The following is a 3,559-nucleotide window of genomic DNA, read 5'->3' as shown; positions in this document are numbered from 1 at the left end:
GGGGTGGATTCGCCCCCGGGGCGGTGAACCTGTTAGCCTTGTCGCCGGCCCGCCCGGTGTTAGCCGGGTGGGACCGACGCCGGTTAACCGGCGGAGGGGCTGTGGCGCAGACCGGTAGCGCACCTCGTTCGCATCGAGGGGGTCAGGGGTTCAAATCCCCTCAGCTCCACCCAGTTCAAAGGCCGTTTCCCGTCGTGGGAGACGGCCTTTTTCGATCTCGCGCGAATCAGGTCGCGTAGCGCGACACCGGGGCGAAGAATGTGGCGGTGGTGGGCCGGCGGATCGTGCTGATCGATGATCTCCGTTCGTTCGTCGGGGACGGCCGGGCGGCGCGAGTGGCGCGTACCAGCGCGGAGGGCGTCGAGGTGCTGGGGGGGCAGCGCGGCCAGCGATTGGACGAACTGTGGCTCGATCACGACCTCGGCGGCGACGACACGATCTGGCCCGTTGTCGAGCTGCTGGAGCGGGCCGCCTTCGAGGAGCGCCCGTTCGACATCGGCGTGGTGTACGTCCACTCGGCGAACCCGGCCGGCGCCGCACGGGTCACGCAGGCGCTGGGCCGCTGGGGCTACCACGCCCGGTCAGCGGCCGGATCGTCCCAGGTCGGCTACCTCGAGGAGCAGCCTGGGTAGCTCCCGCCCCGCCGACGCCGACGGGATGACACCAGCGACGTCGAGGCTGACGGTGATGTCACCAGCGACGGCGGCGCTGACCAGCGACGCCAACAACGACGGCGACGCTGACCAGCGACGGAGGCGACGGGGCTAGGCGGCCCGTTGTGGTCGGCCCCGCAGCAGGCCGATCCGGAGCGCGCGCAGCAGCGTACCGGGCCGGCTCAGGGTGGCCGGGTGGTCGAGCATGGTGGTGACCCGGCTCAGTCGGGAGCTCAGCACCGGGTCGATCTGTGAGGCCCGGAAGACCAGGTTGCCGAACCATTTGGTGAGTTTGTACCCGCGCGGGTACGGGCCGTCGACGTGCGGCAGTTCGATGTCGGCGGAGGTCGAGATCTGCCAGGCGGCGTCGACGATCACGCGGACCTGGTCGAAGTACGCCCGGGCCGGCTCCTCGTGCGGCTTGGGGCCGGAGCGCAGGTACGCCGACAGGCAGGAGGCGTGCAGCATCGCGGAGGTCATGCCCTGGCCGTACACCGGGTTGAAGGAGGCGACCGCGTCTCCGACGGCGACCAGGCCCGCGGGCATCCGGTCGAGTTTGTGGAAGTCCCGGCGCCGGCTGTCGGCCTGGTGGTACGTGATCACCTCGCCCAGCATCTCCCCGTGCTCCGCGATGTCGCCGAACATCTCCGGATAGTGCTTCCGGCAACGCTCGGTGAAGTCGGCGACGTCGCGGCTGGGCCGGTCGTGGTCGTAGCCGGCGACCAGCATCATCCAGCGGTCGTCCTCGACCGAGTTGATCCCGCCGATCCGGGCGGTGCGGCCCTTGCCGGCCATGGTCTGGTAGACCACCACCCAGGTGTCGCTGATCTTCTCGTCCCGCTTGAAGAGCGCGGTCGCGTAGTTCAACTTGATCGGCATCCGCTGCATCGGGGGGCGGGGCCAGCCGTCGCCGGCCAGCCAGTCGCTCAGCCTGCTGGAGCGTCCCATCGCGTCGACCACCAGATCCGCCGGTTCCACGACCGCCTCGGCGCCGCCCTGCGGCACGTACCGCGCCCCGGTGACCCGCCGGTCGGCGTAGACCAGGCCGTCCGCCCGGCCGTACACCATCCGGACGTTCTTCACGGCGAGGGTGTGCCGGCGGACCAGCGCCTCCAGGAACGGCCGGGTGGTGATCAGCATCGGCCCGGTGGCCGCCGGTGGCGGCGGCACTCCCAGCACCCCGTTCACGAAGGTCTTCGCCGTGGTGCCCGCGCTCGGCGGCAACGGGGCGCCGAGCGCGAGCGCCTCCTCGGCGATGCCGGGGAACCAGCGCTCCAACTGCAGCTGACCGGACGGCAGCAGCGCATGCACCTGGCTGCCCTGCGGTACGCCGGGCCGGGGCCCGTGCTCCGCGTCGGACGGGTCCCGCTCGACGATCAGCACCTCCTCGGCGTGGTCGCTGAGCACCCGGGCGGCCATCAGCCCGGCGATGCTGCCGCCGAGCACCACCGCACGTCGCATGACGACTGTGGTGTCGGTCGGCCGTTCGGCGGTCGCTATCTCCGCGAACGTCCGGGACGGGGAGGGGCGCATGCGATCACTCCTTGGCTGGTCGGAGGGGTCGGCGCCGCGACCGTGGAGGTCAGCCGCGCCGCCACTTCTGGTGCGCTCCGCCGTTGCAGTCCCAGAGCTGCAACCGGGCGCCGTTGTTCGGGTCGGCGTCGACCACGTCGACGCACTTGTCCGCTCGTACGTACACCAGGTCGTGGGCGTTGTTCAGGTTGAAGCGTTGCGAACTCGCGCCGGTGCAGTCCGCCAACTGGACCGCGGCGCCGTTCTCCGTCGAGTGTCCGGCAACATCGAGGCACTTGCCCATCGAGCGGACGGTGCCGTCGGCGGGGAAGGTCCACAACTGCCGGGCCGCACGACGGCAGTCCCAGATCCGCAGCCGGGCGCCGGCGGTGGCGTCGCCGCCCGGGATGTCGATGCAGCGCCCACTGGCGTAGCTGACGATCAGGTCACCGGCGGGCGGGGCGGCCGGAGCCGAGGGCGGCGGCGCGGCCGCCGAGGCGGGCGGTCGCACCGGCTGCGTCGAGCCGGCCGTCGGGCTGCCGCCCGTACCGGGCGAGGCCGGTCCGTGCCCCGGCCCGGCCGGCGCGCCGGGGGACCTCGACGCTGTGCCGGTGACCGGCGGCAGGCCCTGGAATCCGTCGGTGACCAGCGAGAAGGTGCTCCGGCTGGCCGACCACTCGGCGTCCGCCGTGGTCCAGCCGAGGGTGTACGCGTGCCGGTTGTGGCCGACGAAGGCGCGGCTCACGGCGTGCATCCTCGTGCCGTCCGTGCCGGTGTACGTCCACTCCCATTCGGCGGCCTGTGCCTGGTACCGCACCGAGCCGAGGCGGACCTTCCGGTAGTCGTCGTACTGCTCGCGTTCGGCCTTCTCCTGGGCCCGCAGTCCGGCGAGCACGTTGGTGGGGACCGATCCGAGTTCACCGACGACGAGCAGCCGGGCGCCGTCCGGCTCGCGGAACTCGATCCGCTCGCCGTCGCGTCGCGGCTGCCAGCCGTCCGGCACCGGTACGAGGAAGCGGGGATCGTCCCGGTGGTAGTGCCACCCGATGGGCGGTGGGGGCAGCTCCCGGGAAACCGGTGTGTCGGCGAGGGCGGACGGGCCGGAGTCGGCCGCCGTGGCCCGGTCGTCGTCGGGCGCGCCGGAGAACGCGCCGTTGAGCAGTGGCACGCCCAGCAGCAGGACGAGCAGGAGCGCGACGGCGAGCGACCCGACCAGCAGACCGCGGCGCCGTCGCGTCGGTGAACCGGTGGGCGCGGCGGTGGAACCGTCCGCGCCCCCGGCTCCGTTCGCCGTGGCAGGGCGGGGACCGCCGGCCCCGACCGGGCCGGCCTCCGGGTCGACGGACGCGGCTGCGGGCGGCGTGGCCGAGGGTGACGCGGCTGCGGGTGGCGTG

Annotated in this window: 3 protein-coding genes and 1 tRNA gene; 2 read left to right on the top strand and 2 right to left on the bottom strand. The window is 72.7% G+C overall.

What is annotated here, in order from left to right; all coding sequences use genetic code 11:
- The first annotated feature begins 95 nt into the window (after positions 1 to 95).
- A tRNA-Ala gene (locus tag E1211_RS31315) sits at positions 96 to 169 on the top strand.
- Positions 170 to 260: 91 nt separating this feature from the next.
- On the top strand, positions 261 to 632 hold the full coding sequence (locus tag E1211_RS31310) for a cyclic-phosphate processing receiver domain-containing protein (RefSeq protein ID WP_371686229.1): 372 nt from the start codon (positions 261 to 263) through the stop codon (positions 630 to 632).
- Between the two features lie 132 nt (positions 633 to 764).
- Here the strand turns inward: E1211_RS31310 and E1211_RS31305 are convergent, their stop codons facing one another.
- Together E1211_RS31305 and E1211_RS33095 are read right to left on the bottom strand one after the other, a co-directional pair.
- Positions 765 to 2,186, bottom strand: a complete 1,422-nt coding sequence (locus E1211_RS31305; protein WP_132353720.1) for an NAD(P)/FAD-dependent oxidoreductase — start codon at positions 2,184 to 2,186, stop codon at positions 765 to 767.
- Between the two features lie 49 nt (positions 2,187 to 2,235).
- The coding region (locus E1211_RS33095; RefSeq protein WP_207915587.1) for an RICIN domain-containing protein at positions 2,236 to 3,559 on the bottom strand (1,324 nt) is incomplete at its 5' end.

Source organism: Micromonospora sp. 15K316, from assembly GCF_004348525.1.
In the GTDB taxonomy this organism is placed as follows: domain Bacteria; phylum Actinomycetota; class Actinomycetes; order Mycobacteriales; family Micromonosporaceae; genus Micromonospora.
This window is presented reverse-complemented; position numbering and strand designations above follow the sequence as displayed.

Coding starts and splice junctions, on each gene's coding strand:
- E1211_RS31305 (WP_132353720.1), bottom strand. CDS start 2,186: ATGCGCCCCTCCCCGTCCCGGACGTTCGCGGAGATAGCGACCGCCGAA.